Origin of the sequence: Streptomyces sp. NPDC006197 (assembly GCF_040613865.1) — a bacterium.
Classification (GTDB): domain Bacteria; phylum Actinomycetota; class Actinomycetes; order Streptomycetales; family Streptomycetaceae; genus Streptomyces.
This window is the reverse complement of the sequence record NZ_JBEXSZ010000019.1, coordinates 1-25,218: the sequence shown is the minus strand read 5'-3', so window position 1 is coordinate 25,218 and position 25,218 is coordinate 1. Positions and strand designations below refer to the sequence as shown.

The following is a 25,218-nucleotide window of genomic DNA, read 5'->3' as shown; positions in this document are numbered from 1 at the left end:
GCCGAAGGGGAGATCATGGCTTCTGAGTCCATGGCGTCCGTGCCGCTCACTCTGCCTGTGCTGCCGCTCGACGACGAGGTCGTGCTGCCCGGAATGGTGGTGCCGCTGGACCTGTCCGACACCGACGTACGGGCCGCCGTCGAGGCCGCCCAGGCGGCGGCCCGCGCCGGCGCGGGCAAGCCCCGCGTGCTGCTCGTGCCGCGCGTCGACGGCACCTACGCCGGCACCGGCGTCCTGGGCATCGTCGAGCAGGTCGGCCGTCTGTCCGACGGCGACCCCGGCGCGCTGATCCGCGGCCTCGGCCGCGTCCGCATCGGCGCCGGAACGACAGGCCCCGGCGCCGCCCTCTGGGTCGAGGGCAGCACCGTCGAGGAGACCCTCCCCGACCCGCTGCCCGGCGCCGTGACCGAACTGGTCAAGGAGTACAAGGCGCTGGCCACCAGCTGGCTCAAGAAGCGCGGCGCCTGGCAGGTCGTCGACCGCGTCCAGCAGATCGACGGCGTCGGCGCCCTCGCCGACAACTCCGGCTACTCGCCCTTCCTCAGCGTCGGGCAGAAGGTCGAACTCCTGGAGACCGCCGACCCGGTCGCCCGCCTCAAGCTCGCCACCGCCCAGCTGCGCGAGCACCTCGCCGAGCAGGAGGTCGCCGAGACCATCGCCAAGGACGTCCAGGAGGGTGTCGACAAGCAGCAGCGCGAGTTCCTGCTCCGCCGCCAGCTCGAAGCCGTCCGCAAGGAACTGCGCGACCTCAACGGCGAGTCCGAGGGCGACGAGTCCGACGACTACCGCGCCCGCGTGGAGGCCGCCGACCTGCCCGAGAAGGTGCGCGAGGCCGCCCTCAAGGAGGTCGAGAAGCTGGAGCGGTCCAGCGACCAGTCCCCGGAGGGCTCCTGGATCCGCACCTGGCTCGACACCGTCCTCGAACTGCCGTGGAACGAGCGGACCGAGGACCGGTACGACATCCGGGGCGCCCGCGAGGTCCTGGACGCCGAGCACGCCGGCCTCGACGACGTGAAGGAGCGGATCACCGAGTACCTCGCGGTGCGCAAGCGGCGCTCCGACCGCGGCCTCGGCGTCGTCGGCGGCCGCCGAGGCGGCGCCGTCCTCGCCCTGGTCGGCCCGCCCGGCGTCGGCAAGACGTCGATCGCGGAATCGGTGGCCCACGCCATGGGCCGGAAGTTCGTCCGGGTCGCCCTCGGCGGCGTACGCGACGAGGCGGAGATCCGCGGCCACCGGCGGACGTACGTCGGCGCCCTGCCCGGCCGGATCGTCCGCGCCGTCAAGGAGGCCGGTTCGATGAACCCGGTGGTCCTGCTCGACGAGATCGACAAGGTCGGCTCCGACTTCCGCGGCGACCCCGCGGCGGCGCTCCTCGAAGTCCTCGACCCCGCGCAGAACCACACCTTCCGCGACCACTACCTGGAGGTCGAGCTCGACCTCTCCGACGTCGTCTTCCTGGCCACCGCCAACGTCCTCGAAGCCATCCCCGAGGCGCTCCTCGACCGCATGGAGCTGGTGCGCCTCGACGGCTACACGGAGGACGAGAAGGTCGTCATCGCCCGTGACCACCTGCTCCCGCGCCAGCTGGAGCGGGCCGGTCTGGAGCCGGGCGAGGTCGTCCTGGAGGAGGCCGCGCTGCGGAAGCTGGCCGGCGAGTACACCCGCGAGGCCGGCGTCCGCACCCTGGAGCGTTCGATCGCCCGGCTGCTCCGCAAGGTCGCGGCCCAGCACGAACTGGGCGACCGCGAGCTGCCGTTCGCGATCGGCCCCGACGGCCTGCGGGAGCTCATCGGACGTCCGCACCACGTGCCGGAGTCGGCCCAGGACCCGGCGGAGCGGCGGACGGCCGTGCCGGGTGTCGCCACCGGGCTCGCCGTGACCGGCGCGGGCGGTGACGTCCTCTTCGTGGAGGCGTCCCTCGCCGACCCGGAGACGGGCGCCGCCGGCCTGACCCTCACCGGTCAGCTGGGCGACGTGATGAAGGAGTCGGCGCAGATCGCGCTCTCCTTCCTCCGCTCGCACGGCGCGGAACTGGAGCTGCCCGTCACCGGCCTGAAGGACCGGGGCGTGCACATCCACTTCCCGGCGGGCGCGGTGCCCAAGGACGGGCCGAGCGCGGGCGTCACCATGACGACCGCCCTCGCCTCCCTGCTGAGCGGCCGGCTCGTCCGCACGGACGTGGCCATGACCGGCGAGGTGTCCCTCACCGGCCGGGTGCTGCCGATCGGCGGTGTGAAGCAGAAGCTCCTCGCCGCGCACCGGGCGGGCATCACGACCGTCGTGATCCCCAAGCGGAACGAGGCCGACCTGGACGACGTCCCGGCCGAGATCCTGGAGAAGCTGGAGGTCCACCCGGTGACGGACGTCCGCCAGGTCCTGGAGATCGCCCTCGCGCCGGCGGTGGTGCCGGTGGAGGTGGCCGCGTAACTTCCCACGTCCCGGAGCGGGGTGCCGTCCGCGGCACCCCGCTCCGGCGCGCCCGGATCTCGTTACCCGGATGTCAGTCGGGACTGGCATGCTCGTACGCATGAACGACGACGCCTTCTGGGCTCTCATCGACGAGTCGATCCGCCGGACCGGTGACCGGGACGAGCGCCTCGAATGGCTGCGGGAGGAGCTGATACGGCGTCCGGTGGCCGAGAGCGTGGACTTCCAGGTGCGGCTGGAGCGGGCGTGCGAGGCCGCGGACACGCGCGCGGTGTGGGCGGCGGCGAACCGGATCGAGGGCGGCGTCTGTACGGACGACGGCTTCCACTACTTCACGCTCTGGCTGGTGGGCCAGGGCCGCAAGGCGTACGAGTCGGTCCTCGCCGACCCGGACGCGCTGGCCGACGTGCCCGCGGTGCGCGCGCTCGTGGGCCGGCACCGCGACGAGTGGGACGACGACGAGTGGCCCGAGTGGGAGGAGCTCGACTACGTCGCCCAGGACGCGTACGACGAGCTGACGGGCCAGGAGGACGACGACGGCGAGGAGTTCCTCGACGCCGTCGAGGAGGCGGAGGACGCCGCGGAGGCGGCGGGGGAGTGGGAAGAGGACGAGGAGGACCGGGGGCCTCGGCCGGAGGTGCCGGCGACGCCCCGGCTCGCCGCCCTCTTCCCGCTCGCCTCGGGCGCCTAGGGGCCGTCCGGCGGATCAGGGTCGGACAAGTCCTGGGAGCCGGGGGCGTCCCGCGGCCTCAGGAGGCGGACGTGTTGCGGCGGCGGCCCAGGAGCAGGCTGCCCGCCGCGAAGACGGCGAGGGCGCCCGCGCCCGTGAGGGCCGTCGGCAGCGGCGAGGAGGGGGCCTCGGCGGTGTCGGCGGAGAGGGCCGGGGGCTGCTCGTCGCCGCCGTGGCCCGCGTGGCTCACGGTGGACAGCTCGGCGCCGGCCGCGATCCTCGCCTCGGTCGGGGCCTGGGCCCCTGTCGCCGTCCCTGTTCCCGTCGCCGTCGCCGTACCGCCGAAGGTGACGTCCGAGCAGCTGTAGAAGGCCTCGGGGCTGTCGTTGCGCTGCCAGATCTTGTAGACGATGTGGCGGCCGGTGCGGGCCGGGAAGGTGCCGGTGAAGTTGTAGTAGCCGTCGGTGGCGGTGCGGCCGGTGGCGTGGACGGCGACGGGGGTCGGGTCCAGGTCCGACCACTTCAGGGGGCGGGTCGGGTCGAAGCCGGCCTTGGTGATGTAGACGGTCATCGTGCCCGAGTGCGGGGCCGTCACCCGGAACCTGAAGTCGAAGGAGCCGGCGGCGACGGCCGTGGCCGGCCAGTCGGTGCGCGCCCAGTCCAGGGCCCGGTACTTCTCGCGGTTGGCCGAGCAGAGCCTGCCGTCCGGGATGAGGGCCTGGTGCCGCCCGGCGGCGTCGGCGATGTTGACCTCGTTCCAGTCGTAGAGCGGCTGGGTGCCGGAGTCGGCGACGAGGTCCTTGCACACCTGCGACCTGGGCGTCTCGGGGCCTTCGGCATAGCAGGCCGCCACCCGGCTCACGGGGTTGAAGACGGCCCCGTGGGCGCTCGCGGTGGCGGGGGCGAGGCTGACCAGGGTTGCGGCGGCGGACAGGGCTGCGGCGCCGGTGACGGTGCGGCGGAAGGACGGCATGCGGGGGCTCTCTCTCGTGCGTGGGGGAGTACGGGTGAGCAACGCGCTCCGGAAACCCGGGAGTTGGGCCCCGGGTGACCGGCGGAGGAAGCCTCGCATTGGTCCATACCAATGGGCAAGGGGAGGGACGGAAAAAGGCGGCCCCCCGGGGTGCCGCACACCCGGGAGGCCGCCGTCGGGCGGAGAGGGAGCCGGCTCAGCCGTTCGCGAGCGCCTGGACCCGCGAGAGGTCGCCGTTGAAGTGGTCGTGGTCGCCGACCGTCGGGCCGGAGGAGGTGTACTGCCACATCGTGTAGTACGGCCAGCCGGCCGGGAGTTCGCCGACCTCGGAGGCGTACCGCGCGATCCACAGCGGGTTGGTGGAGGCGAAGGCCGCGGAGTTCCCGGTGCACTGCTTCCACCAGCTGGTGGCCGTGTAGATCACCGGGTCGCGGCCGGTCCGGTACCGGTAGCGGTTCACGAAGTCCTGGATCCACGCGACCATCCCGGACGCCGTCTTGCCGTAGCAGGTCGCGCCGTACGGGTTCCACTCGATGTCCAGCACGCCCGGCAGGGTCTTGCCGTCCCTCGACCAGCCGCCGCCGTTGTTGACGAAGTAGTCGGCCTGGGTGGCGCCGGAGGTCGTGTCCGGGGTCGCGAAGTGGTACGAGCCGCGGATCATGCCCACGTTGTACGAGCCGTTGTACTGCTGCGCGAAGTAGGTGTTCTTGTAGTACGTGCCTTCCGTCGCCTTGACGTAGGCCCACTTCACGCCGCTGCTCCACAGGGTCGACCAGGCCACGTTGCCCTGGTGGCCGGAGACGTCGACGCCTTCCGTCTGGGTGGCCAGGGTGGAGAAGCCGCCGGGCTTGGCGCCCTGGCCGTCGTGCGCGATCACGCCCATGCCCATGTAGGCGGAGCCGCGGGCGGGGGTCGCCTTCTCGGCGCCCGGGTCCTGGGCGGCGGTGGCGGTGCCGGAGAGGCCGAGGGGGAGGAGGAGGGTCAGGGCCGCGAGGGCGGCGCCGGCGAGGGTCGTTCCGGATCTGTGCACACGCATTGCGTGCCTCCGAAAGGCTCGGTGGGGGAGCGGTGGGGGCAGGCCGGACGACACGACCTGGAATGGACATGTCACTCAGGGCTGCCGGGAAAGACGCTACGCACGTAGACCCGCCCACGGAAGAGGGCCCGGTTGCCGCCGTTGGTCTACGCCTGCGAAATACTGAAGGAGCTGCGGCGATGGACGCCTCGGCAAGAAACTTTCAGCGACCGGAAAGCGTGCGGGAGGTGCTGACGTGCACGGAAGCGGTACGGGAAGTGAAGGCCGGGCCACCGCCGGAGGTGGTGTGGACCAGGAATTCCTCGCCCTCGAACGGGAGCTGGCGGTCTTTCTGCGCCGCGCCCGCGCCCAGTCCGGCGAGATGGCCCGCGAGGTCCACCCCGAACTGGAGCCGGCCGCCTACGGCCTCTTCGTACGCCTCGACGACGCCGGACCCCAGCGGGCCACCGAACTCGCCGGCTACTTCGGCGTCGGCAAGGCCACCATGAGCCGCCAGCTCCGCGCCCTGGAGGACCTCGGGCTCGTCGCCCGCGACCCCGACCCCGCCGACGGCCGCGCCTCGCTGGTCCGCCTCACCGAGGAGGGCCGCAGCCGCTTCCGCAGCGTCCGCGACGCCCGGCGCGAACGCTACGTCCGCAAACTCGCCGACTGGGACCGCGCCGAGGTCGCCGAACTGGCCCGCCTCCTGAACCACTTCAACGTCCGCTCGGAGGGCTGACGCCCGGGGCCGCCGCTCAGCGGTCCCACAGCTCCGCGTACACCGCGGTCGCGTCGTCGTGGAGCTTCCAGCGGAGCGGCCCGCCCACCCGCGCGCCGCCCCCCGGGCTTCGTCCGGGGGCGCCCCCGTCGCTTCGCGCCTCCAGGGCCCGCACCCGGCGGAGCAGACCGGCCGGACCCTCCTCGCGCAGCACGCCGAAACAGTCCGCCCAGTCGCCCTCGCCGAACAGGTCCACCCAGCGGCTCGCCCCGTCCGTGAGCGCCGCCAGGGCCCGCACCTCCGCGCGCGGGGTCGTCCCGGTGACCGCCCGCGCCGCGACCGCCGGGTCCGCCGCCGCGGTGAAGAAGCCGCCCACGCGGTTCCGCAGCCGGTCCGTCGCCTCCAGCGAGCGCCGCACCTCGTCCGGCACCCGGTCGAGCCGGTCGTCGACCACCGCCCGCACCGTCCCGTCGGGAGCCTCCAGGAGGAGGACGGAGTCGGAGAGGACGAGGTGCTCGACCCGGGTCTCGTCCCAGCGGGCGAGCACCACGGTCGCCTGGGGCGTTCGCACGTGAGAAAGGTCACAGGTGTTGCGGTGGGCGTCCGCGGTGCGCCGGATTGCCAGCGACAGGATCTCGGACAGGGGCATGTCCCGGCGAGAACCGGACAGTTCGGTCAAAGCTCCGCCCAGTCGCGCGGTAAACCACGGGACCGTGTGCACACAACCGTCATCACCGACGGGGGGCGTGACGCCGTCGAGCAGGACGACCGCCCCTCCGCCGTCCGAGGTGGACGGAACGGCGGCCACCCAGTCCTCATTGGGGCGTTCGGGGCTGCCGGGAAGGGAGGCGACTTCACTGCGCATGGCGTCCAGTCTGCCCGCCCCCGCGCATTCTTCCCGGAATTCCTTCACGGGACCTGCAAATGACCGGAAAAGGCCTGTACCAACCTCGCGGACGCGGCCCGAGAGGCGGAAGAAGCACCTCCGGGAAGCTGCGGGCGGGCATCCTGCCAAAGGCCGCCCGGAAGATCCAACCGGCGCCCCGCGCGAGCCCCCGGAAGCCGCCTCCGGAAGTTGTTCGCCAACTACTGAGTGTTGTTCACTCGTTCGGGTGGCGGAGCGGCCGATGCCCGTCCCCCTGCCGGAAGCGCTGGAATGGTCGGAAGCCGTACCAGGGGTGGGGGCGCTCCATGTGACCGACCGTCACCTCTGCTTCATCGGCGGACGAATCAAGAATGCGAGCACCGGTGCAGAAGAAGCGGCCTCGGAGCAACAACGGCACGCAGAGCCAGACCCCCGGTGAGCCGCAGGCCCCCACCGGCCGGCCCAAGCGCGTCCGCAACCGGCTGGTCGCCGGCGTCGCCCTCGTCGGCGTCACCGTCCTCGCCGCCGGAGCCCCCGCGATCCTCGCCGCCTCCACCGAGCTCACCGAGTCCCAGCGCCTCGTCACCCTCGCCGAACTCGACCGGCAGGCCGTCACCCTCGCGCACTCCCTCGCCGACGAGCGCGACGAGGTCGTGGCGTACATCGCCGCCGGACGCGAGACCCAGAGCGGCGACGCCGAGCACCGGCGGAAGGTCACCGACGCGCGCTCCACCCGCGTCGACCGCCAGATCGACGAGATCCGGAACGCCGCCCCCGCCGAACTCCGCCGCGACCTCGCCGGCGTCCCCTCCGTCCGCCGCACCGCCCTCACCGGCAAGGGCACGGCCCTGGAGGCCCACAAGGCGTACTCCGACGTCATCGGCAAGCTCCAGGCCCTCGCCGACGAACTCGCCGACAAGACCCCGGCCCGCGCCTCCGACACCGCGCTGACCGGGGCCACCCGCGCCCCCGCCGCCCTCGGCCGCGCCGTCGAACAGGCCTCCGCCACCCGCGGCCTGCTCCTCGGCGCGCTCTCCGCGCCGCAGCCCGAGCCCACCGGGGGCGTCCACTACGACTCCCGGACCGGCACCTACGTCGCCGACGAGCCCGAGGGCGCCGCCGAGGCCGAGCGGGCCCGCGACGGCCTCACCGCGGCCGCCCAGCAGGCCCGCGTCCGCGAGCTCGCCGCCCTCGGCGACTTCGACCAGGCCGCCGGCTCCACCGCCCGCGACTCCCTCGCGGCCACCGTCACCGGCCCCGACGTCAAGACCGCCGAGCTCGCCCTCGCCAGCCTCACCGACCAGCCCAGGCTGACCGAGGCCGAGCGCGGCACGGACCCGGTCGCCCTGGAGGCCGCCCTCTCCGCCCGCATCGAGCAGATGCGCGGCGTCGAGTCCGCCCTCGCCACCCAGCGGGTCGAACGCCTCGCCGCGCTCCGCGACGACGACGTCACCGCCCTCGAACTGCGCATCGCCTTCCTCGGCGGCTGCCTCCTCGTCGCGATCGGCATCTCCACCTACGTCGCCCGCACCCTCACCCGGCCGCTCGCCGTGCTCCGCCTCGGCGCCGCCCGGCTCGCCGCGGCCCCCGAGCCGCACGCCGAGGAAGCGATCCGCTTCACCGGCCGCAACGACGAGTTCGCCCAGGTCGTCCGCTCCCTCAACGCCCTGCACGGCAAGCTCGCCGGCCTCGCCGCGCAGACCGAGCGGCTCACCGACGAGCGCGCCGACCTGGCCGCCGCCAAGGACGCCGTCGGCGCGGAGCTCGCCGCCCAGCGCGCCGACCTCCAGGGCCGGGTGGCCCTCCTCACCGCCGACCTCGAACGGCTCAGGGGCACCGTCCACCACACCTTCGTCAACCTCTCGCTGCGCAGCCTCGGGCTCGTCGAGCGGCAGCTCGGCGTCATCGAGAAGCTGGAGGAGCGCGAGCAGGACCCGGACCGCCTCGCGACCCTGTTCAAGCTCGACCACATGGCGACCGTCATGCGCCGCCACAGCGAGAACCTCCTCGTCCTCGCCGGCCACGAGCACGTCCACGGCCACGCCGGGCCCGTCCCGCTCGTCGACGTGCTGCGCGCGGCCGTCAGCGAGATCGAGCGGTACGAGCGGGTCACCATCCAGTCGCTGCCGCCGCACGCCCAGGTCGCCGGCTTCGCCGCGGACGACCTGAGCCACCTGGTCGCGGAACTCCTGGAGAACGCCACCTCCTTCTCGCCGCCCGACGCCGAGGTCCAGCTCTCCGGCTGGCTCCTGGAGAGCGGCGAGGTGATGCTCTCCGTGCAGGACTCGGGCATCGGCATGACCGCCTCCAGGTCCGCCGAGCTCAACGCGCGCCTCGCCGAGGCCGACCCGGAGGCCTTCGAGGGCGAGGGGCTCGGCATGCGGGTCATCGCCCTGCTCGCCGCCCGCCACGGGGTGCGCGTCGAGCTGCGCGAGCAGAAGCCGGGCGGCACGGCGGCCGTCGTGGTCCTGCCGCTGCCCCTGCTGCCGACCACCCCGCCGACGGCCGTGTCGGAGCCCGTACGGGTCGTCGGCACCGCGCCCGCGATCCAGCTGCCCGGCTCGGTCGCGGAGGCCAACTCCAACACCCTGCCGCCCCGGCACCGCGACCCCCTCGTGGAGGCGGCGGAGGCCGCGTTCCTGGCGGCGGACACGGAACAGCCGCAGCAGCAGGAGCCGCCGTACGCCCCGGAGCCGGAACCGGAGGCCGCGCCCGAGCCGCCGTACGCCCCGGAGCCGGAAGCGGCGTACGAGCCCGAGCCCGCGTACACCCCCGAGCCCGAGCCGCCGTACGTCCCCGAGCCGGAAGCCGCGTCCGAGGCGTCGTACGAGGCGTCGTACGAGTCCGTCTCCGAGACCACGCTCCAGGTCCGGCTGCCCGACCCGCCGCCGGAGCCGGACACCCACGAGCGCGTCGCCGACGGCGAGGAGGCGGCCCCCGTCGAGGCGGCCCCCGGCGAGGCGATCGCCGCCGACGGGACGGTGCCCGGTCCGCGCCCCGCGCAGTGGGAGCGGGTCACCGACAAGGGACTGCCCAAGCGCACCCCGCAGGTGGTCCGCCAGCCCTCCGCCCCCACCGCGCCCCGCCAGGGCGGCGTGGACGCGGAGGCCCTGCGCCGCCGGCTCGGCGGCTTCCACCAGGGCGCCAAGGCCGGGCGCCGGGACGTGGAGGCGGAGCTGGGCACGGCGCGCACAGAAGCCACGAAGACCGCACGTACAGGGGAGAAGACGGGGGACACAGTCGAGGAGGCACGCAGTTGACCGCGACGGGAACGTTCGGACTGAGCACGGAAGCCCGCAACCTGCAATGGCTGTTGGGGAATCTGGTGGAGGAGGTCCCGGGGGTCCGCTCGGTGGCCGTCGTCTCCTCCGACGGACTGATGCTGCTCTCGTCGGACCCGGCCATCCAGCAGGCCACGACGGTCGCCGCGGACGCCGGCCGTCCCGACGGGCCGCGCGGCTCCAGCGCCGATCTGGCCACCATCGTCTCCGGCATCGGCAGCCTCACCATCGGGGCGGCCCGGCTGATGGACGGCGGCGGGGTCAAGCAGACGATGGTGGCGATGGAGGAGGGCAGCGTCTTCGTCATGTCGATCAGCGACGGCTCGCTGCTCGGCGTGCACGCCACGCCCGACTGCGACATGAGCGTCGTGGCGTACCACATGGCACTCTTCGTGGGCCGCGCCGGTCACGTACTCACCCCCGAAGTCCGCAGTGAGCTGCGCAAATCGATGGAGAGCACCCGGTGACGGCCATGTCCTCGGCGCATCACGCCTTCAAGCTGCCGGTACGGGGAGAGGGACGGCGCCCCGCGCGCGTGCGCCCGTACTCGCTGACCGGCGGCCGGACCCGCTTCGGTCACATCCTGCTCGTCGAGACCTTCGTGGCGGCGCTCGAAGCGCCCGCCTCCCGCAAGGTCCTGACGGACGGTGGGCCCGCCGCCCGCGGCCTGATGCCGGAGATGCGGGCCATCGTCGAGATCTGCCGCCGGATGCGGACGGTCGCGGAGATCTCGGCGCTTCTGAAGATGCCGTTGGGGGTCGTCCGGGTGCTGCTCAGCGACCTGGCCGACCAGGGAAAGATCCGTGTGTACGGGACCGGTCACGGCACCGGGCAGCCCGACCGCGCGCTCCTCGAAAGGGTGCTGAGTGGACTCCGTCGTCTCTGACGCCACCGCCGTCTCCGAAACGCCGGCGGTCGCCGTCGGCATCCCCGCCCAGCCGGGGTCCGCGTCGCGCGAACCGGCCGCCGACGAGGCCGCCACCGACGGGGTCGACGCCGAAGAGGGCGCCCAGGACTGGCAGCTCGACCACTCCCGCGCCCCGATCGCGACGAAGATCGTCGTCGCGGGCGGCTTCGGCGTCGGCAAGACCACCTTCGTCCGCGCCGTCTCGGAGATCACCCCGCTCCAGACCGAGGCGCTGATGACCCGGGCGAGCGAGGACACCGACGACCTCACCGCCACCCCGGACAAGCTCACCACCACGGTGGCGATGGACTTCGGCCGGATCACCCTCGACAACGACCTGGTGCTGTACGTCTTCGGCACGCCGGGACAGCAGCGCTTCTGGTTCATGTGGGACGACCTGGTGCGCGGGGCGATCGGGGCGATCGTGCTCGCCGACACCCGGCGGCTCACCGACTGTTTCCCGGCGCTCGACTACTTCGAGAGCTGCGGGCTGCCGTACATCGTGGCCGTCAACCACTTCGAGGGCACCGAGCTGTTCGAGGCGGACGACGTGCGGGAGGCCCTGACCGTGCCCGCGCACGTGCCCGTGGTGATCATGGACGCGCGCAAGCGGTACAGCGTCGTCGAGAGCCTGCTCACGATGGTCGCGCACGCCCTCGAAGCCACGCCCGAATAAGCCCGCCCCCCGAACAGTTCGACCCGTCACGCCAGGAGCCCCGCCCATGCGGAAGATACTCATAGTCGGCGCCGGCCAGTCCGGCCTGCAGCTCGCCCTCGGACTCCAGTCGCAGGGGTACGAGGTCACCCTCATGTCGAACCGGACCGCGGACGAGATCCGGACCGGCCGGGTCATGTCCACGCAGTGCATGTTCGACACCGCCCTCCAGCACGAGCGGGACCTCGGTCTCAACTTCTGGGAGTCCCAGGCCCCGAAGATCGAGGGCCTCGGCGTCTCCGTCGCCGGCCCCGACTCCGCCCGCCTGATCGACTGGGTCGGCCGGCTCGACGGCTACGCCCAGTCCGTCGACCAGCGCGTGAAGATGGCCGGCTGGATGGACACCTTCGCCCAGCGCGGCGGACAGCTGGTGATCCACGGCGCGGCCGTCGGCGACCTGGACTACTTCTCCCGCAGCTACGACCTGGTGCTCGTCGCGGCCGGAAAGGGCGAGCTGGTCTCCATGTTCGGCCGGGACGCGTCCCGTTCGCCGTACAGCGAGCCGCAGCGCGCCCTGGCCGTCGCGTACGTCCACGGCCTCGGCCCCCGCCCCGAGCACCCGGACTTCGACGCGGTCCGCTGCAACGTCGTCCCGGGCGTCGGCGAGCTGTTCGTCATGCCGACCCTCACCACCGGCGGCCGCGCCGACATCCTCTTCTGGGAGGGCGTCCCCGGCGGCCCGCTCGACGTCTTCCAGGGCGTCAAGGACCCGGCGGAGCACCTCTCCCTGACCCTGGAGCTGATGGAGAAGTTCACGCCCTGGGAGTACGCGCGGGCGACGAAGGTCGAGCTGACCGACGCGGGCGGCACCCTCGCCGGCCGGTACGCGCCGACCGTCCGCAACCCCATCGGCCGGCTCCCCGGCGGCGGTCTGGTCCTCGGCGTCGCCGACGTCGTCGTCGCCAACGACCCGATCACCGGCCAGGGCTCCAACTCGGCGTCCAAGTGCGCCGCCGCGTATCTCGCCGCCATCGTCGAGCAGGGCGACAAGCCCTTCGACGAGGAGTGGATGCAGGGCGCCTTCGACCGCTACTGGAAGACGGCCCAGCATGTCACCAAGTGGACGAACGCGATGCTGGCGCCCCCGCCGGAGCACGTCCTGAACCTGCTCGGCGCGGCCGGCCAACTGCAGCCCGTCGCCGACCGCTTCGCCAACGGCTTCAACGACCCGGCGGACTTCGAGAACTTCTTCTTCGACCCGGAGAAGACGAACGCGTACCTGGCCGAGGTCTCTGCCGGCTAGGGGGCCGTCGACGGCCGGTGCCCGGGCGCCGGGCCCGGCCGTCGACATCCGGTCGAGGGGGTGCGCCCCGGTGCTCGATCGTGCGTTCGTGTCCCAGTGGAACGCCCTCGCCCGCGTGGACGCGGACCTGGCCGCCACCGCGTTCGCCGGGAACCAGCCGGCGACCGTGCGGGCGGCCCGTGCCGAGGAGTCGGGGCGGCCCGTCGACCGGGGCGATCCCGCCTTCTATGAGGAGGGCGCGGACGAGGAGTACACGCCGGACGCCGGCGGGTGGCCGGTCGGCGGCTTCGTCGTGGGCGCCGGCTGCCTGCTGGGGACGATCGTCTTCGGAGGGGTCCGGGTGCTCGGGATCGTCTCGTTCTTCGGCGGCTGACGGCCCTTCTCCGCGCCGGTAGGCGCGGCCGCCGGACCGGGGCGAGTCGACGCCACGGCTCGCCCGCACCTGGAGGCCGACGACGAGGGCGGTGTTGGCGAGCATGGTGCCGGAGACCAACCAGTGCGGGGCGGTGGTGGACCCCACCAGCCAGAGCGGGATCGCGACGGTGAGCACCTTGAACTGGATCGCCATGACGCCGTCGAGTGCGGTGAGCGCCAGGTACGGCCGGTCCCGCAGCGCGATCCACCGGGGTCCGCGGGCGACGGGCGCGGGCGCGACGGGCGGCAGCAGGAGCAGGACGGCGGCGGAGGCCGCGAACGCGAGGGCGTTCCCGGCGACCAGGACCTGGTAGGCGCCGAGGGTGCCGACCTGGACCGCCCACCCCGCGAGGAGCGCCCCGAAGGAGATGCCGACGTTGGTCACGGCCCGCAGACGGGCGCGGAACTCCTGGGGCCTCTCCCCTCCGTAGTGCCGGACGAGCGGCGCCCGGGCGGCGAGACCGGCCGCCTTCGCGCCGGTGGCCGCGGAGACGGCGAGGACGAACGGCCAGAAGCCGTCGGCGAGGACGAAGGCCGCCGTGGCGAGCGCCTGCACCGCCGGCGTGGACACCAGGACCCCGCGCGCCCCGCGCCGGTCCGCGAGGTGGCCGACGGCGATCCCCACGGCCGGCGAGAGGAGTCCGGCGATGCCGAGCCCGAGCCCCACGGCGGCGGCCGGGAGGCGCACGGCCTGGGTGAAGTACAGCACTCCGGCGGTCAGGAAGAGGCCGCTGCCGACGGCGTTGACGAAGTTCGAGGCGGCGAGGGCGCGTTGGGGCCGGGCGTCCGGCAGCAGTCTGTGCAGGACGGGGCTGTGTACGGCGGGGCTGGGCATGACGGGGCTCCGTGTCCGGTGGAGGCGATCGGCCATCGGTAAGGACCCGTCAAGCTTGTTGCATATTACTTGGGGGAGCAAGGGGCTTGCGGCGGGCGGGAGTTCAGCTCTGGTCGTAGCCCTCGTCCCCGCCGTCCTTGGCGCCGGCGGGAAGCTCGGGCGGGGTGTACGTCTCCAGGGCCGCTCCCCCCGGATCGGGCCGTACGGCCCCGAGCACCGGGTTCGCCGCGAGCGGGGAGACCTTCACCTTCCCGCCGGGACGCGGGGCCTGCACCACCAGGCCCTCGCCCAGATAGAGGGCCACATGGGTCGCGCCCGGGAAGTAGACCACCAGATCGCCGGGACGGAGCTCGGCCAGCGGCACCCGGGGCAGGGTCTCCCACTGCTCCTGGCTGGTCCTCGGCAGCTCCCGGCCGGCCGCCGCCCACGCCTGCTGCGTCAGCCCCGAGCAGTCGTACGCCTCCGGCCCCTCCGCCCCCCACTCGTACGGCTTGCCGATCTGCTCCACCGCGAAGCGCAGCGCCTCCGCGCCCGCCCGGGACGGGGTGCGCGGGCCGTCCAGGACCCCGGAGTCGAGCAGCTCGCTCTGCGCGCCGGCGGTCTGGACCCGTTCGAGCGCGGTGATCCGGGCCAGCTGGTCCGGCGACAGGGCGGCGAGCAGCTTCTCCACCTGGAGCAACTTGGCCCGCACCTCGTCACGCCGGGTGCGCTGCGCGGCGGCGAGCCCCTGCTGCCGGTCCAGGGCCTTGCGGGAGGCGCTCGCGAGGCTGCCGGCCTGCCGCTCGGCCCTGGTGAGCCGGGAGACGGCGGTGACCCGGTCGCGGGCCGCGCGGGCCAGCAGGTGCCCCTCGTCCAGGGCCGACTGGGGGTCCGCGGCGAAGAGCAGCCGCAGGTACGGGGGGAACGAGGAGAGCCCGGACCTGCCCTGGTACTGGTCCCGGGCGATCCGCCCGGCCGCGGCACGGCCCTGCGCCAGCGCCGTCCGGGCGGCGGTGAGCCGAGCGGTGACCTTCTTCGTGTCGGCGGCCTGGCGCTTCAGCGCCTCCTCCGCGGCGTTGTACCGCTCGGTCGCCGCCTCGGCCTGCTGATACAGCGTCCGCAACCGGGTGAGCAGCCCACTGACGGAGCTCCCACCGGGGGCGGGAAGCGCGGCGGCGTCGTCGTCCTCGACGGGGGGAGTGGCCGTGGGGGAGGGCGAGGTTGAGGGGGAGGGCGGGAGCGCCGGGTCGGCGGGGCCGGCCGGGTCCGCCGACCCGGTGGGGGCCGCGCTGGGGCCTGCGCCCGTCACGGGGTCTGTACCCGTATCCGCGTCCGTACCCGTATCCGCGTCCGTACCCGTGGCGGCCGGTGCGGCGGGGTCGACCGGGCCGACCGGTTCCGCCGCCGGGTCCGCCCAGGCGATCGGGGCCTCGGCCGGGGGGTCCACGGGCGGGTCCGGGGCGGCGCCCGCCGCCGGGAGCGCCCCCGTGAGCGCCGTCGCCGCGGCGAGCGCCCCCGTGCAGACCGTGCGCAGCAGCCTTCGTGACACGTCACCACCTCCACGGGGGATGATGGCAAGTCACTTCATCCGATTACCGTACGAATCGGGGCGTGCCCCTCCGCGTCACTCGTTCGGCTCCGGCTCCGGCTCCGGCTCCGGCTCCGGCTTCGACTCCGGCCTCGGTGTCGGCTTCGACCACGGCCACTTCAGCTCGCGCCGCTCCCGCCCCTCGGGGACGTACACATAGACCCAGCCGCGCTGGAGTCCGAGCCGCTTCGTGTACCCCGCGGGCTCGCGCCGGTAGGCGTACAGGGTCGGCGGCCGCCCGTCGTGCGCCGGGACGGGGACCTCGTACCACTTCGGCGGGTGGCCGGTCGGGCCGAGCAGGATCGGCAGGACCCGGCCGTCGAGGGGGCCACCGCGGAAGGGGGTGTTCTCGCTTTTCACCCCCACAGTCTCTCCCGGCCCCCGGCCTCACAGCAGGTGCGCCGCCTCGCCCACCACCGGGATCACCCGCCGGGCCAGCGTCGCCACCGGCCCCTCGGGGGTCTCCTGCGCGAGGAGCCGCTTCACGACCCCCGCCGTCTCCTCGTCGCTCGCCGCGGTCGCCGCGAGCAGGGCGACGAGGTGGTCGACGAGCCAGTCCCGCAGTTCCGCCGCAGGCGGCTGCTTCCCCCCGTCGAGCCAGATGAGCGAGGCCGCCTCGACGGCGGCGATCCACGTCCGGACGAGCATGCCGAGCCGGGGGCCCGGCCGCTCCGCCCCGAGGTGGACGAGGATCTGTTCGGCGGCGGCCCGTCGCACCTCGTCCACGATCGCGGAGGTCCGGGAGGTCTCGGCGACGCTGCCGCCGCGGAGCAGCGCGCTGAACCCGGCGTCGTGCCCGTCGACGAAGGTCAGGTAGCGGTCGAGCACCCGGCCGAGCCGCTCCGTCGGCGGCCCGGCCGGCGGCTCGGTGAAGCAGCGGTTCAGGGCGTCGGCGGAGGAGCGCAGGGCCACCTCGTACAGCTGCTGCTTGCCGCCGGGGAAGTAGCGGTAGACGAGGGGCCGCGAGACGCCGGCCGCCTCGGCGACGTCGTCGAGCGAGACGTCCTCGGGCGCCCGGTGGGCGAAGAGCTCCTGGGCGGTTTCGAGGAGCTGCCCGCGCCGCTCCTCGACGCTGAGCCTGCGGTACGCGGGGGTGGCGGCGCTCGTCATGGACCGCAGCGTAACCGTGGAGCGCATCCCCCGGGCGGCGGGCCCCGGGGCTTCCGGAGGGGGAGCCCCGCACCGGGCGCGCGGGACCGCCGATCCTTTGTGCGCGACTTGTTGACGATCCGTCTACCAACGTGTGAGCCTGCTGCGAACGGACGGAAGGAGTCGCCAGTGTCGACGCACGACCTCTACGTGAACGTCCCCGCCGGACCCGTCTGGGAGGTGCCCGCCGCCGGTGCCGCCCGCTTCTCCTGGGACTACGACGACGGCCGCGAACGCCTCCTCGCCCTCTACCAGAAGGGCAAGGACAAACAGTGGGACGGCGCCACCCGGATCGACTGGGGCGTCGAGGTCGACCCGTACGACCCGCTCGGCACCCCCGACGAGGTCCTGACCCTCCACGGCACCCGCCACTGGGCGAAGATGACCGAGAAGGACAAGGGCGACCTGCGCCGGCACTACTCCTCCTGGCAGTTCAGCCAGTTCCTCCACGGGGAGCAGGGCGCCATGATCTGCGCCGCCAGGATCGTCGAGTCCGTCCCCGACCTGGACGCCAAGTTCTACTCGGCCACCCAGACCATGGACGAGGCCCGGCACGCCGAGATCTACGGCCGTTTCCTCCACGAGAAGATCGGGATGCTGTATCCGATCAACGACAACCTCAAGGGTCTCCTCGACGACACCCTGCGCGACTCCCGCTGGGACATGCCCTACCTCGGCATGCAGGTCCTCATCGAAGGCCTCGCCCTCGCCGCCTTCGGCATGATCCGCGACACCACCGACAAGCCGCTGCCGAAGCAGATCCTCGCGTACGTGATGCAGGACGAGGCCCGGCACGTCGCCTTCGGCCGGATGGCGCTGCGCGACTACTACAGGCAGCTCACCGACGCGGAACTGCGCGAGCGCGAGGAGTTCGTCATCGAGGGCTGTCACCTGATGCGCGACCGGCTGCGCGGGGTCGAGGTCCTGGAGAACTTCGGCATCCCGAAGAAGGAGGCGGAGGAGCTCAGCGAGCAGAGCGAGTTCCTGCACCTCTTCCGCAAGCTCCTCTTCAGCCGGATCGTCCCCTGCGTCAAGGACATCGGCCTCTGGGGCGAACGCCTCCAGAAGGCCTACCTGGACATGGGCGTCTTCGACCTCGGCGACTCCAACCTCGACCTGCTGATGAGCCAGGACGAGGAGATCGCGGAGGCGCTGGACCGCGAACGGTTCGCGGCGGAGGAGGCGGAGCGGGTCGCCGAGGTGGAGGCCGCGATCGAGCAGGGGGCGGCGGAGGGGGCGTAGGGGCGGGAGGAGGGGTGAGGGGTGGTCACACGGGTGACGTAGCGTGCCCGTCATGACCATGCCGCCATCGTCGAGCCCGCCGCCCCACCATCCGTACGGAGGCCCCGTACCGCCCCCGCAACAGCCCGGCGCGTTCGGAGCGCCGCAGGGGTATCCCCCGCAAGGCCCTCCGCAGGGGTATCCGCCGCAGTACCCCGGACCGGGCACGGGGGCCTGGGGGCAACCGCCCATGGGGCCGCCGAAGAAGAAGCTGTCGGCCGGAGCGATCGTCGCCATCGTCCTCGGATCCCTGGTCGTGGTCGGCGGCCTCGGCTACGGGGTCAAGGCCGGGCTCGACGGCGTCACCGGCTCCTTCCCCGAGGCGAAGCACAAGCTGGTCGTCTCGCAGACCGTCCTCGATGGCGAGTTCACCCTCGTCTCCGACCTCTCCGACACCCAGGGCAAGGAGATCGAGGACACCCCCGACTTCACCGTGAAGGACGCGACGGCAGCGGTCGGGCAGTACAGCGCCGAGGACGGGTCCGTCCTCGTGCTCTCCGGGATGTACGGGCAGATCAAGAACCCCGGTACCACCCGGTCGTCCATCCTCAAGGGGGCCGCCACGGACAAGGGCTCCACGCTCGTCGTCAAGCCCAGGGACTTCACTCCCACCGGGTACGACGTGACCGTCAGCTGCCAGGTCACCACGTCGAAGGACGGACTGAGCACGACGACGCTGCCCATGTGCGCCTGGGGCGACGAGAACACCGCCGCCGCCATCGCCCTCGTCGGCGCCGGGGAGACCACGGCCGACCCGAAGGACATCGACCTGGCCGGACTCGCGGAGAAGACGGTCAGGATCCGCGCCGAGATCCGCAAGCCGATCGGCTGACCCCCGGGAGGGGCCGGGGCGGGGGCACGGAGAACCGGCTACGGATTCCGCGCCTCCGCCTCCAGCCTCAGCGCCTCCTCCATCACCGCCTTCGCGATCGGCGCCGCGCTGCCGCCCCCGCTGATGTCCGTACGGGAGGCCTCCGCGTCCTCGACGACGACCGCCACCGCCACCGCCGGCTGGGCCGCGTCGTCCGCCTGCGCCCAGGCGATGAACCAGGCGTACGGGGTGCCCGTGTTGCCGAAGCCGTGCTGGGCGGTGCCCGTCTTGCCGCCGACCCGGGCCCCGGGGATCGCCGCGTTCGTGCCCGTGCCCTCCTCCACGGCCCGCACCATCAGCCGCTGGAGCTGCATCGCCGTCGCGGGGCTCATCGCCTGCCGGTAGCTGCGGCGGCCCGTGCGGTTCACGGTCGTGCCGCGGGAGGTCGTCGTGCGGTCGACGAGGTACGGGTGGGCGATCTCCCCGTTGTTGGCGACGGCCGCCGCCACCATCGCCATCTGGAGCGGGGTCGCCGTCGTGTCGAACTGCCCGATCGACGAGAGGGCCAGCTGGTCCGGGCTCATCTCACGGTCGAAGTTGGACCTCGCCACCCAGGACGGCACCCGGAGCCCCGTGTCGTTGAAGCCGAACCGCTCCGCCGCGTCGACCATCCCCGTCAGCCCCACCTTCACCCCCAGTCCGGCCATCACCGTGTTGCAGGACCACTGGATCGCGGACGCGAGGGACGCGTCGCCGCAGCCCGTCGCCTCGTTCGGCAGCACCTGCCGGGTGCCGGGCAGCACGAACGGGTCCGGGGTGTCCGTCGGCGCCTCCACGTCCCGCACCACCTCCGCGTCCAGGGCCGCCGCGGCCGTCACGATCTTGAAGGTGGAGCCCGGTGGGTACGTCTGCCGCAGCGCCCGGTTCAGCATCGGCTGGTTCGGCGAGGCGTTCAGCCGCCGCCAGGCGTCCTTGACGCCCTGTCCGGTCCCGGAGAGCACCCCGGGGTCGTACGAGGGTGAGCTGACGAGCGCCAGGATCCGGCCGCTGGACGGCTCGACCGCCACGACCGCGCCCCGCTTCCCGTCGAGCCCCCGGAAGGCGGCCTCCTGCATGGGGGCGCGGACCGTCGTCACCACGTCGCCGCCGGGCCGCCGGCCGCGGGTGAGGTCGTCCCAGAGGGGCAGCGGCGCCAGCATCGGGTCGGTGCCCGCGAGGATCCCGTCCTCGGCGTGCTCGACGAGCGTCGTGCCGTACGTCTGGGAGGCGTAGCCGGTCAGCGGCGCGTACAACGGCCCCTGCTTGTACGTCCGCTCCCAGCGCAGCTGCTGCCCGCTGTCCCGGGAGCCGGTCACCGGCTTCCCGTCGACGACGATCTCGCCGCGCGGCTTCGCGTACCGGTCGATCGCGATCCGCCGGTTGGCCGGGTTGTCGTCGAGGGAGTCGGCCTCGAAGACCATGACCCGGGCGGCGTTGACGAGCAGCGCCACCAGGAGGACGAGACAGAGCGCCGCCGCGCGCCGGATGTACCGGACCATCGGACCTCCCCGGGTGCCGGAGTCCTTCACCGCACGGCCTCCCCGGGTGCCGGAGCCGGTCACCGCGCGACCCCCTCGGGTCCCGGAGTCCTTCACCGCACGGCCTCCCCGACCCTGGCGAGCTCCCCGGTGTCGGCGGCGTCCGGCCGGGGCGCGCGGGCCGAGTCGCTGACCCGGATGAGGAGCGCGACGATCACCCAGTTGGTGACGACCGAGGAACCGCCCTGGGCCAGGAACGGCATCGCCATGCCGGTCAGCGGGATCAGCCCCATCACCCCGCCCGCGATCACGAAGACCTGGAGCGCCACGATCGAGGCGAGGCCGATCGCGAGCAGCCGCCCGAAGGGGTCGCGCAACGCGAGGCCGGCGCGGTAGCCGCGGGCGACGAGCAGCGCGTACAGCAGGAAGAGCGCGGTGAGGCCGACGAGCCCCAACTCCTCGCCGGCCGTCGCCAGGATGAAGTCCGACTTGGTGGCGAAGCCGATGAGGACGGAATGGCCGAGACCGAGCCCGGTGCCGAGCATCCCGCCCGCGGCGAAGGCGAAGAGCGACTGGGCGAGCTGGCCCGGTCCCTCGCCCGCGCGGATCGAGGCGTACGGGTCGAGCCAGTCCTGCACCCTGCTGTGGACGTGCGGTTCGAGCGAGCCGACGAGGAAGGCGCCGGCGGAGGCCAGGACGAGGCCGACCGCGATCCAGCCGGTCCGGCCGGTCGCCACGTACAGCATGATCACGAAGAGGCCGAAGAAGAGCAGCGAGGTGCCGAGGTCCCGTTCCAGGACGAGGACGCCGACGCTGAGCAGCCAGATCGCCACGATCGGCCCGAGGACCCGGCCCGTCGGGAACTGGAACTTCCAGATCCGGCGGCCGGTGTACGCGAGTGCGTTGTGGTTGGCGGCGAGGTACGCGGCGAAGAAGACGGCGAGCAGGATCTTGGCGAACTCGCCCGGCTGGAAGGAGAGTCCGTCGATCCTGATCCAGATCTTGGCGCCGTTCACCGCGGGGAAGAAGATCGGCAGGATCATCAGGGCGAGCGCGGCGGCCACCGACACGTACGCGTACCCCTGGAGCGTCCGGTGGTCGCGCAGCAGCAGGACGACCACGATGAACAGCGCCACCCCGACCGTCGACCAGACCAACTGCGTCGTCGCCGCCTGGTCCTTCGGCGTCTCCAGGTCGAGGCGGTAGATCAGCACCAGACCGAGGCCGTTGAGCAGGACCGCGATCGGCAGCAGCAGGGGGTCGGCGTACGGGGCGCGGAAGCGGACCGCGAGATGGGCGACGAGCGCGAGCAGCCCGAGCCCGGCCCCGTAGCGGGCGGCGTCGGGCGGCACGGCGCCGCTGCGGGCGAGACCGACCTCGGCGTAGCCCAGGACGGCGATGAGGACCGCGCCGATCAGGAGCGACAGCTCCACGCCGCGCCGCTTCGGGACGCGGATGCCGGGCGGGGGTGCGGTCATGGCCGCAACGTAGCAAGCGGTATGCCCTATGTCCCTTTTGTGTGACGGTGTGCCGTGTTTGTGTGGGGGCGCGCCCTCATGCTCCGGACTCGGACGGCCGTCACCTCTCGGACTCGGACCCGGGCCCGGACGCGTCGAACCGTACGTACTCCGGCAGCCGCAGCCGGGCCTCGGCGCCCCCGTCCGGGCCGGTGGCGAAGACCAGCTCGGCGCCGATCACCTCCGCCTGCCCCACCGCGATGGTCAGCCCGAGGCCGTGCCCCTTGCCCCCGCCCTCGGTACGGAACCGCTGCGGCCCCGACTCCAGCAGATACGCGGGATATCCCGGTCCGTGGTCCCGCACGGACACCACCGGCCCGTCCACCGTCACCACCACCGGCGGCGCCCCGTGCTTGTGCGCGTTGGCCACCAGATTGCCGAGCACCCGCTCCACCCGCCGCCGGTCCGTCTCCACCGTGGCGTCCCGGAGCACCCGCACCTCCGTGTCCGTGCCCGAGGCGCGCACGACCCGTTCGGCGAGCGGCCCGAGCTCGTGCACCGCCAGGTCCACGGTCTCGGTGCGGGCGTCGAGCCGCGAGATCTCCAGGAGGTCCTCGGTGAGCCCCCGCATCGCCCGCACCCGGTCCCGTACGAGCTCCGAGGGCCGGCCCTCCGGCAGCAGCTCGGCCGCGGCCGAGAGTCCGGTCAGCGGGGTCCGCAGCTCGTGCGCCACGTCGGCGGTGAACCGCTGCTCGCTCTGCAGCTTGCGCTGGAGCGAGGAGGCCATGGTGTCGAGCGCCCCGGAGACCGTGGCCACCTCGTCCTGGGGCCGGGTCGGGTCCTTCGTGCGGGGATCGTCCACGCGCGCGTCGAGGTCGCCGGCGCTGATCCGGCGGGCGACCTGCGCGGTGAGGTGCAGGCGGCGGGTGACCCGGGTGACGGCGAAGGCGCCGACGAGCAGGGTCGCCCCGATGGCCAGGACGGAGGAGCCGAGGATCGAGCGGTCGAGCGCGTTGATCGTCTCGGCGCTCTGGGTGTAGTCGAGGCGTACGGCGAGGGCGCGACCCCCCGTGGGGCGGTCTGTCGGGCTTGCTGTGGGGCCGTCCGCCGGGCGGTCTGTCGGGCTTGCTGTGGGGCGGTCCGTCGGGCCGTCCGTCGGGCTCGCTGTGGGGCCGTCCGCCGGGCCCGCGGCCCACATCGTCGGCCGGCCCTCGTACTCCGCGACCATCGTGCCGCGCTCCCCGCGCGCGGCGAGCGCCCGCAGCGGGGCCGGGAGTCCGGGCGGATCGACGCCCGCGAACCGGGGGAGCGGCTCGCCCGCCTCGTAGAGCCCGCTGACCTCCGCGAGCCGCGTCAGGGCCTTCTCCCGGGAGTCGTTCACGGTCTGGCCGGCCACCGAGACGTGGACGAGGACGCCGAGCAGGGCGGCGAGGGCGCAGCACATGACCGCGATGAAGACCGCGGCCTTCCAGGTGAGGGTCGCTGTCCAGGCGGGCTGCCGGGGCGTTCTCATGGCGTCGCCTCCGGGGGGAGGGGGGCGGGTTCGTCCGTGGGTGTCGGCGTCGGGCTCACCAGGTGGGGCGCGGGCACCATGGAGGGCCCGGTGCCGGAGGGCTTCACCCGGACGATCTCGTCCCGGGTGGGCAGCATGCTGCCCTGCTGCTCGTCCCAGGACCAGGCGGTCCGGTACTCGTACCCGGGAATGCCGGCCGAGCCGACCCGCATGATCAGGTCCCGGCCCGCCAGCTCCACGCTGATGACCTGGTCGACGGTGGACATGATCCGGGTCAGGCCGCCGTTCTCGGCGAGGTAGACCCGCACCCCGACCTGCTGGTCCGGCATCCGGATCCCGACGATCAGCTCGTCCCGCCCGTTGCCGGTGAGGTCGCGGTAGTACGGCCGCAGGACCGGACAGGCGGCCGGCGCCGTCTTGCAGGCCTCGATCGCCCGGGCGGTCTGCTCGTACAGGCCGTCCGCGCCGGTGTACGTGTCGGGACGGGCGCGCACCTCGGCGCGGACGACCGCCACCGGGTCGACGGAGTGGACGTCGTTGTCGGCGACCTCGATGCCGGGGACGCGCTGGATGTCGGACTCGCCGTAGTCGATCGGCGGGTTCGTGGCGGGCGGCAGATCGGGCCAGAGCCGGACGGGACCCACGGCCGTGGGCGTGGGCCCGGCGCTCTTGAGCCCGCCCTCGCCGCCACCGCAGCCGGTGAGCGCGAGGCCGAGACCGAGGGCGCACAGGGCGCCGGCGACGCTCCGGACTCCGCGCGGTCTCACGCTGCTCCTCGGTCGGGTCGGTGGGGAATGGGGCTCCCAGTAGACCTTATGCGGAACGAAGTCCTTTTTGTCTCATCGTCGGACCGCCTTCGACCGGGGCGACCCTTCGGGTGGCCCTTCGGGTCGTACTAGAACGCCCCCCGCTCCATCCGCGCCAGCGCCGCCCGGCACAGGGTCAGCAGCTTCTCGTCGAGATGGATGTCATGGCTGCCGGAGACGCCCTCACGGGCGTTGTGGCGGCGCCTGCGGGTCAGCTCGGTGAGGACGACCAGCTGCGCCCCCGAGGCCGCCGGACCCATCTCCGCCAGACACTCCGCGATGTCCACGCGCGCGTGCCGGTTCTCCTCCCAGGCCGCGAGCAGCACCGGCAGCGACGCCGACGCCTCGCCGGACACCCGCCACAGCGCCGCCGCGCCGCGGACCCGCACCCACAGGTCCCGCGAGACCAGACCGGGCCGCAGGACCGGGGCCGCCGCGGCCGCCGCCGGGCCGATCTCGCCGAGGACCTGCGCGGCGGCGCACCAGTCCGCGCCCGGCGTGCCCGGTCGCAGCCACCGCTCCAGCGCCGGCAGCACGTCTCCCCGGTCCCCCTCGGCCGCCCACAGCGCCCGCGCCGCCGCCGTGGCCACCGCGGCCGAATCGGCGGCCAGGAGTCTTCGCATGTCCGGTACGGCCTCCCGGGCGGCGGGCCCGAAGGCGGCCAGGGTCCGCAGGGCTGCCTCCCGCACCCAGTCGCGCCGGTTCTCCGGCGCCTCGCGCAGTATCCGCAGCACCTCCGGCAGGGCCTGGGCGCCCCGCACGGCCGCCAGGGCGTACAGCAGCGGCGCCGCCCGGTCGTACAGCCGCTCGTCGAACTCGACCTCGGCGAGCCGGCGCCGGAGCAGCGGGGCGAGCATCGCCGCGGAGGGCCCGAGCCCGTCCGTGGCGTACAGCAGCTCGCGCCGCACCTCGGTCTCCTCCAGGGCGCGGGCGAGCAGCGGAACCGCGCGGGTGTCCCCGGCCCCGCCGTTCTTCATGTCCCGTACGGAGACGGTGCTGCCGTCGCCCGTCACGAGGAGGTCGGAGTTGCTGTCGTAGCCGGTGATCCCGGTGC

At 73.5% G+C, this 25,218-nt stretch carries 21 protein-coding genes and 1 pseudogene; 10 read left to right on the top strand and 12 right to left on the bottom strand.

The features are described 5' to 3' along the window. Window positions 1-15 precede the first annotated feature (15 nt). Together lon and ABZ318_RS08715 are read left to right on the top strand one after the other, a co-directional pair. The gene (lon, locus tag ABZ318_RS08720; RefSeq protein WP_356901755.1) at window positions 16-2,427 is read left to right on the top strand and encodes an endopeptidase La; all 2,412 of its coding nucleotides are present in this window, start codon (window positions 16-18) and stop codon (window positions 2,425-2,427) included. 100 nt (window positions 2,428-2,527) lie between these two features. Continuing rightward, window positions 2,528-3,118 carry a DUF4240 domain-containing protein gene (locus ABZ318_RS08715; protein WP_356901754.1) on the top strand — a complete coding sequence of 197 codons (591 nt, stop codon included), beginning with the start codon at window positions 2,528-2,530 and terminating at the stop codon, window positions 3,116-3,118. A 58-nt stretch (window positions 3,119-3,176) separates the two neighbouring features. On the opposite strand, the gene ABZ318_RS08710 is transcribed toward ABZ318_RS08715, so the two are convergent. After that, window positions 3,177-4,070 (bottom strand): lytic polysaccharide monooxygenase, encoded by an 894-nt coding sequence (locus ABZ318_RS08710; protein WP_356901753.1) that lies wholly within the window; start codon window positions 4,068-4,070, stop codon window positions 3,177-3,179. A 196-nt stretch (window positions 4,071-4,266) separates the two neighbouring features. Next, window positions 4,267-5,106, bottom strand: coding sequence for a lysozyme (locus ABZ318_RS08705; RefSeq protein WP_356901752.1), 840 nt, complete (start codon window positions 5,104-5,106; stop codon window positions 4,267-4,269). A 235-nt stretch (window positions 5,107-5,341) separates the two neighbouring features. On the opposite strand from ABZ318_RS08705, the gene ABZ318_RS08700 reads away from it, so the two are divergent. Beyond that, window positions 5,342-5,824: a MarR family transcriptional regulator gene (locus ABZ318_RS08700; protein ID WP_356901751.1), complete on the top strand. Its 483-nt coding sequence runs from the start codon at window positions 5,342-5,344 to the stop codon at window positions 5,822-5,824. A 16-nt stretch (window positions 5,825-5,840) separates the two neighbouring features. Here the strand turns inward: ABZ318_RS08700 and ABZ318_RS08695 are convergent, their stop codons facing one another. Then, entirely contained in the window at window positions 5,841-6,668 is an 828-nt protein-coding gene (locus tag ABZ318_RS08695) for a hypothetical protein (RefSeq protein ID WP_356901750.1), read from the bottom strand. Between the two features lie 371 nt (window positions 6,669-7,039). Here ABZ318_RS08695 and ABZ318_RS08690 point away from each other — a divergent pair, with 371 nt between their 5' ends. The 5 genes from ABZ318_RS08690 (at window position 7,040) to ABZ318_RS08670 (ending at window position 12,814) form a co-directional block, all read left to right on the top strand. After that, window positions 7,040-9,928, top strand: coding sequence for a nitrate- and nitrite sensing domain-containing protein (locus tag ABZ318_RS08690; protein ID WP_356901749.1), 2,889 nt, complete (start codon window positions 7,040-7,042; stop codon window positions 9,926-9,928). Then, a complete protein-coding gene (locus ABZ318_RS08685; RefSeq protein ID WP_356901748.1) occupies window positions 9,925-10,416 on the top strand; it encodes a roadblock/LC7 domain-containing protein in 492 nt (163 codons plus the stop codon). The genes ABZ318_RS08690 and ABZ318_RS08685 overlap by 4 nt, the downstream gene beginning before the upstream one ends. 5 nt (window positions 10,417-10,421) lie before the next feature. After that, on the top strand, window positions 10,422-10,835 hold the full coding sequence (locus ABZ318_RS08680; RefSeq protein ID WP_356901747.1) for a DUF742 domain-containing protein: 414 nt from the start codon (window positions 10,422-10,424) through the stop codon (window positions 10,833-10,835). Window positions 10,836-10,992: 157 nt separating this feature from the next. Then, window positions 10,993-11,532, top strand: a complete 540-nt coding sequence (locus ABZ318_RS08675; protein WP_356901795.1) for an ATP/GTP-binding protein — start codon at window positions 10,993-10,995, stop codon at window positions 11,530-11,532. Between the two features lie 46 nt (window positions 11,533-11,578). Continuing rightward, window positions 11,579-12,814: a styrene monooxygenase/indole monooxygenase family protein gene (locus ABZ318_RS08670; RefSeq protein ID WP_356901746.1), complete on the top strand. Its 1,236-nt coding sequence runs from the start codon at window positions 11,579-11,581 to the stop codon at window positions 12,812-12,814. On the opposite strand, the gene ABZ318_RS08665 is transcribed toward ABZ318_RS08670, so the two are convergent. From ABZ318_RS08665 to ABZ318_RS08650, 4 genes are all read right to left on the bottom strand, one after another. Further along, window positions 12,732-14,063, bottom strand: coding sequence for an MFS transporter (locus ABZ318_RS08665; protein ID WP_356901745.1), 1,332 nt, complete (start codon window positions 14,061-14,063; stop codon window positions 12,732-12,734). The two genes, ABZ318_RS08670 and ABZ318_RS08665, sit on opposite strands and share 83 nt — an antisense overlap. A gap of 103 nt (window positions 14,064-14,166) precedes the next feature. Beyond that, entirely contained in the window at window positions 14,167-15,591 is a 1,425-nt protein-coding gene (locus ABZ318_RS08660; RefSeq protein ID WP_356901744.1) for an NlpC/P60 family protein, read from the bottom strand. Between the two features lie 75 nt (window positions 15,592-15,666). Continuing rightward, window positions 15,667-15,990, bottom strand: coding sequence for a hypothetical protein (locus ABZ318_RS08655; protein ID WP_356901743.1), 324 nt, complete (start codon window positions 15,988-15,990; stop codon window positions 15,667-15,669). Between the two features lie 27 nt (window positions 15,991-16,017). Beyond that, window positions 16,018-16,740, bottom strand: a complete 723-nt coding sequence (locus ABZ318_RS08650; protein WP_356901742.1) for a TetR/AcrR family transcriptional regulator — start codon at window positions 16,738-16,740, stop codon at window positions 16,018-16,020. Window positions 16,741-16,908: 168 nt separating this feature from the next. Here ABZ318_RS08650 and ABZ318_RS08645 point away from each other — a divergent pair, with 168 nt between their 5' ends. Both ABZ318_RS08645 and ABZ318_RS08640 read left to right on the top strand, forming a co-directional pair. After that, a complete protein-coding gene (locus tag ABZ318_RS08645) occupies window positions 16,909-18,021 on the top strand; it encodes a ferritin-like domain-containing protein (protein WP_356901741.1) in 1,113 nt (370 codons plus the stop codon). A gap of 229 nt (window positions 18,022-18,250) precedes the next feature. Then, window positions 18,251-18,892 (top strand): hypothetical protein, encoded by a 642-nt coding sequence (locus tag ABZ318_RS08640; protein WP_356901740.1) that lies wholly within the window; start codon window positions 18,251-18,253, stop codon window positions 18,890-18,892. Between the two features lie 38 nt (window positions 18,893-18,930). Here ABZ318_RS08640 and ABZ318_RS08635 read toward each other — a convergent pair whose 3' ends face one another. From ABZ318_RS08635 to ABZ318_RS08615, 5 genes and pseudogenes are all read right to left on the bottom strand, one after another. Next, window positions 18,931-20,409 carry a penicillin-binding transpeptidase domain-containing protein gene (locus ABZ318_RS08635; RefSeq protein ID WP_356901739.1) on the bottom strand — a complete coding sequence of 493 codons (1,479 nt, stop codon included), beginning with the start codon at window positions 20,407-20,409 and terminating at the stop codon, window positions 18,931-18,933. Window positions 20,410-20,501: 92 nt separating this feature from the next. Then, on the bottom strand, window positions 20,502-21,866 hold the full coding sequence (locus tag ABZ318_RS08630) for an FtsW/RodA/SpoVE family cell cycle protein (RefSeq protein ID WP_356901738.1): 1,365 nt from the start codon (window positions 21,864-21,866) through the stop codon (window positions 20,502-20,504). Between the two features lie 100 nt (window positions 21,867-21,966). Beyond that, the gene (locus tag ABZ318_RS08625; RefSeq protein WP_356901737.1) at window positions 21,967-23,358 is read right to left on the bottom strand and encodes an ATP-binding protein; all 1,392 of its coding nucleotides are present in this window, start codon (window positions 23,356-23,358) and stop codon (window positions 21,967-21,969) included. Further along, the gene (locus ABZ318_RS08620; RefSeq protein WP_356901736.1) at window positions 23,355-24,125 is read right to left on the bottom strand and encodes a hypothetical protein; all 771 of its coding nucleotides are present in this window, start codon (window positions 24,123-24,125) and stop codon (window positions 23,355-23,357) included. Before ABZ318_RS08620 ends, ABZ318_RS08625 begins: the two co-directional genes overlap by 4 nt. Window positions 24,126-24,253: 128 nt before the next feature. Beyond that, a pseudogene (locus ABZ318_RS08615) lies at window positions 24,254-25,218 on the bottom strand (PBS lyase); the annotation flags it as partial.